The sequence below is a fragment of the Actinoplanes sp. NPDC051633 genome (assembly GCF_040681735.1).
Classification (GTDB): domain Bacteria; phylum Actinomycetota; class Actinomycetes; order Mycobacteriales; family Micromonosporaceae; genus Actinoplanes.
In genome coordinates this window covers 1-3,948 of sequence record NZ_JBFAZH010000740.1, presented here as the reverse complement: position 1 = coordinate 3,948, position 3,948 = coordinate 1, and the positions used below count along the sequence as shown (strand labels likewise).

4 protein-coding genes are annotated in these 3,948 nt (G+C 67.4%); 1 reads left to right on the top strand and 3 read right to left on the bottom strand.

The features are described 5' to 3' along the window. The 3 genes from AB0M20_RS31020 to AB0M20_RS31010 form a co-directional block, all read right to left on the bottom strand. On the bottom strand, nucleotides 1-194 hold a 194-nt coding region (locus AB0M20_RS31020; protein WP_364303876.1), incomplete at its 3' end, for a hypothetical protein. Between the two features lie 30 nt (nucleotides 195-224). After that, a complete protein-coding gene (locus AB0M20_RS31015; protein ID WP_364303875.1) occupies nucleotides 225-1,217 on the bottom strand; it encodes a GDP-mannose 4,6-dehydratase in 993 nt (330 codons plus the stop codon). A gap of 49 nt (nucleotides 1,218-1,266) precedes the next feature. Further along, the gene (locus AB0M20_RS31010) at nucleotides 1,267-2,508 is read right to left on the bottom strand and encodes a nucleotide sugar dehydrogenase (RefSeq protein WP_364303874.1); all 1,242 of its coding nucleotides are present in this window, start codon (nucleotides 2,506-2,508) and stop codon (nucleotides 1,267-1,269) included. A gap of 824 nt (nucleotides 2,509-3,332) precedes the next feature. Here AB0M20_RS31010 and AB0M20_RS31005 point away from each other — a divergent pair. Then, nucleotides 3,333-3,665, top strand: a complete 333-nt coding sequence (locus AB0M20_RS31005; protein ID WP_364303873.1) for a hypothetical protein — start codon at nucleotides 3,333-3,335, stop codon at nucleotides 3,663-3,665. The last annotated feature ends 283 nt before the right edge of the window (nucleotides 3,666-3,948 follow it).

Below are 3,948 nucleotides of genomic sequence, written 5' to 3'. Positions count from 1 at the left end.
TGGGCCGCGATCAGGGCCGCGACGTCCCCGCGGTCAGGGATCCCGCCGGGCGCCCCACCGGGGCGCTTTCCGCCGGCCCGCGAAGGCGGACCGTGCCCGTTAGCCCGATTCTCGTCCAGGAACCGGAGTATCCCCACCGCCGACCAGAACAGCAGGCTGAGGCCGAGGGTCAGCACCACGATGAGCCAGATCAAACGTTCCCTCCCTAGCTATGGGCTGCCGTGTCACCGCGCTGCCCGCAGCGTCTCCGGGGTCATGGCGGGACTCGCCGCCGCCACCTGCCGGATGATGTCGTCGAGCCCGGTGCGGGGCCGGAATCCGATCAGCTCCCGTGCCCGGCTGTTGTCCGGCACCCGGCGTCGCATGTCCTCGAAGCCTTCGCCGTACGCCTGTCCGTAGGGGACGTGAACGATGGCGCTGTCACTGCCGAGCACGCGCACGATCCGGCGCGCGAGGTCGCCGATGGAGATCTCGGTCTCCCCGCCGAGGTTGAACACCTTCCCGTAGGCGGCGGGGTGCTCGACGATCCGGACCAGCGCGGGCACGACGTCGGTGACGGAGGTGAAGCACCGGGTCTGTTCGCCATCGCCGTACACCGTCAGGTCATCGCCTCTCAGCGCCTGACCGACCAGGGTCGGGACGACCATCCCGTAGCGGCCGGTCTGGCGGGGACCCACGGTGTTGAAGAGCCGCACCATGGTGATGCGCAGCCCCCGCTCCCGCCAATAGCCGTACGCCAGCGACTCGTCGATCGCCTTGGCCGCGGCATAGGACCACCGCGCCTTCAGCGGAGAGCCGTAGATCCTGTCCGAGTCTTCGTCGAGCTTGTCGGCCGTGTTCTTCCCGTACACCTCGCTGGTCGAGACGAGCAGCATCTTCGCGCGGGCGCGCAGGGCCGTCTCGAGCACCGTCTCGGTGCCGCGGATGTTGGTACACAGGCTGTCCAGCGCATGGTCCACGATCAGCTTGACCCCGACGGCGGCCGCCAGGTGGAACACCCGGTCGGCGCCGTCCATGCTCGTGCCGACGGTCTCCTGGTCCAGCACGGAGCCCTGAACGAAGCGGAACGCCGGATGTCCGGCGGAATCCCGCAGATTGTCGAACGTGCCGGTGGACAGGTCGTCGAGCACGACGACCTCGTCCCCGGCGGCGAGAAGGTGCTCCACGAGATGGCTTCCGATGAAGCCCGCGCCACCGGTAACCACGGATTTGGTCACGACAGGTTCTGCTTCCTGTGAGTCATGAGGAACTCGGTCCGGGACCGCCCTAGACGACCGTCCGGTTTTTGAGATCTGTCAATCGGTAGGTGGCGTCCAGAACCTGCTCCTGATCCTGCAGCCAGCTCAGATCCACATCGGGGTGCAGCGTGTGCACCACCACCAGATCCCATTTCTCGGCCATCGGCTCCGGCCGGCTCGTCAGCGACGTGTTTCCGAGCGTCAGCGAAGGCACCAGCGGATCGGTGTAGGCGACCTGGGAACCGCAGTCCGCCAGCCGTTGCATGATCTCGAGCGCGGGTGACTCCCGCACATCGGCGACACCCGGTTTGTACGTGACACCGACGATCAGCACCCGGGCCCCGGAACGGCTTCGCTCGCACGTGGCGAGGACCTGCCCGACGCGTTCCACCACCTCGCCGGGGCGCTTGGCGATCACGGTCATCGCCGCGTCGATCAGCGGCATGAATAGGCGGGAGCCCCGCAGCTGCCACAGCAGGTAGTGCGGATCGCACGGGATGCAGTGCCCACCCACGCCCGGTCCCGGATAGAAGGGCATGAAGCCGAACGGCTTGGTCGCGGCGGCGCCGATGACCTCCATCGGATCGAGCCCGAAGTAGCGGCTTGCGTCGGCGAACTCGTTCGCCAGGGCGATGTTGACGGCCCGGAAGGTGTTCTCCAGGAGCTTGGCCATCTCCGCGGCTTCCGGCGAGCCGACCGGATGGACAGCCGGCGCCACCCGGCCGAGCAGCGCGACGGCGCGACGGGTGCATTCGCCGGTCATGCCGCCCACCACACGCGGCGTCTTCGCCGCCACGTGCCTGCTGTTTCCCGGGTCGATGCGCTCCGGGGAGAACGCGACATGGACGTCGTGGCCGACCTGGAACCCGCGTTCGGTCAGCGGTCGGGCGAGCAGATCCCGGGTCGTTCCCACGTACGTCGTCGAGGTGAGAATGATCATCTGCCCGTACACCGCGTGCTCGACCACGGTCGAGCAGGCCGACGACAATGCCCGCAGCTCGGGTACCAGATTCCTGTCCACCGGCGTGGGCACACAGATGATGACGGTGTCGGCGTCCGCCAGCCGGTGCGGTTCGCTGGTCAACGTGAGTTCCGCGCGGTGCCGGAAGGTTCGCAGCCGTGCGTGGTCAGCCGGGTGCAGGTCGACGTCGCCGGCGCCGATGGCGGCCAGGCGCCGCAGGTCGACGTCGAACCCGATGACCTTGCTGCCGGATGCCATCAGGTCCAATGCGGTGGGCAGACCGACGTACCCCAGGCCGACGACTCCCACCGTGCGACCGGCGGCCTGCCCCGCTGCGCGCGGTGCTGCGACGGCAGTGTCGGTTTCGTGCCGGGACGCAACCATGTCATCCCCCATTGGCCGGACTCTCTCGGTGACGACAAGGCACAACCCATTGACGCCCGACGAGAAGATCCATTGTCATAAAGCACGCAGCCGCGCGCACGATGCCACCGGCAATGAACGGCCGGCGGAGCGACGTCTTTTCTGCACGAAGAACGAGGTGGAAACCGGTGCCGGAAATGCCTCGACGGTCAGTGGCTCGGAATGCCGTCGAGCAAACAGACCGGCGGCACGGGGGTCATGTGCAACCAATCCACACCCGACAATGTGGCGCGCGCGACGAGGACCCTGTCCGGAGCCATTCGGCCGCTACGCCTGCCTACTTCGAATTTCCTCAGTTTGCAAGTCACCGGACCGTCCGTCAAGGCCCGGGACGGTCCGAACTGGACGCGATGACCGGCACGCCGAGCGGCGGATGCCACCGCGACAAGCCAAGGCGGACGTCGATGAACGGGTACACCGATCCGCGCCGGCGGGCGTATTCGGGACGAACTGATCAGGGCGCCTCCGACCATGGCGATCATCCGGCCGGCTGGCTCTGTTGCGTCGGCTGATCCGGCAGGGTTGACCGGTGAAGTCCGCGGCTCGGTCTCCTCCCTGGTCTCCTCGCCGCTCGGCGTTCGCCGGGTTCCGCTTCCCGGCCGAGGGGATCATGGTGGCGGGGCGCTGGTACGGCTGGATCTCCGAGGCGACCGCCATCAGATGGTCCGCTCAGGCTCGGCCCGGTTTGACCGAAGCGCCGCCGCAGCGGAATGACCGCCGACGAGCTCAACATCATCGCCGACGCGTCCAAAGACCTGTTTGGCCTGCTCCATGGTCCTGACCCTGCGCGAAAGGCCAATCTGTACAGGCGCATCGGCCTGCGGATGACCTACTGCCTGGCCGAAAAAGTGATCTCCGAGGTCGTAACCTCGGCGACTCGTGTCTTTGCTTGGTGTCCGAAGTCCAGATACTCACACGGTAGTCGCTTCCAGGAAGCTGACCTGCTTGTCATGACCGAAGGAGCGCATCAGCCCTGGCGGGACCAGTTTTCGGGCCAACGCTCAGGACATGCGCACAATGCTGGCGTCTGGACACTTCCGTAGACCCTGCTAATCGAGCGGATCAGTCCGACCCAACTGGCAGAAAATGCGTGAAGCCCGGTGACGATGCAACTGCGCACCAGCATCGCCGATACTCAGCGCGGCCTTCTCAGCTGGTCAGGCTCCCGGCTCACGGCACCCAGGGTAGAGGCGGGTGTCGCGGGACGTACCGACGACCATCCCGGCGGGATGACGCCGCGCGGCCTCGGATGCCGCACCATCTGAGGCCGGGCCGCCGGCCGGACGGCGGCTTCCGGAAGGCGGGCGCGGTGGCGGCACGGCGGCT

Excerpts from the sequence above, each read along its gene's own strand:
- AB0M20_RS31005 (WP_364303873.1), top strand. The coding sequence starts at position 3,333 with ATGACCGCCGACGAGCTCAACATCATCGCCGACGCGTCCAAAGACCTG.